The following is a 304-nucleotide window of genomic DNA, read 5'->3' as shown; positions in this document are numbered from 1 at the left end:
CCCGAGGAGACCGACTCCTCAACGCTGACCGATGAGGACATCGACCGCACCATGCGCTACATCATCGGCCTGCACAACGGCGACGAGGGCTTTGCCACCGACGACATCGACCACTTCGGCAACCGCCGCATCCGCTCCGTGGGCGAGCTGATCCAGAACCAGTTCCGCATCGGCCTGTCCCGTATGGAGCGCGTGGTGCGCGAGCGCATGTCCATGCAGGACCCCGTCGAGATCACGCCGCAGTCCGTGGTGAACAACCGCCCCATCGTGGCCGCCATCAAGGAATTCTTCGGCTCCTCGCAGC

The 304-nt window shown here is 64.8% G+C and carries 1 protein-coding gene; it reads left to right on the top strand.

What is annotated here, in order from left to right; translation table 11 throughout:
- Positions 1-304: hypothetical protein (locus tag PZH32_RS12760; protein ID WP_275208628.1), on the top strand; the 304-nt coding region annotated here is incomplete at both ends.

It is taken from the genome of Adlercreutzia equolifaciens (assembly GCF_029076695.1).
Classification (GTDB): domain Bacteria; phylum Actinomycetota; class Coriobacteriia; order Coriobacteriales; family Eggerthellaceae; genus Adlercreutzia; species Adlercreutzia equolifaciens_A.
This window is presented reverse-complemented; position numbering and strand designations above follow the sequence as displayed.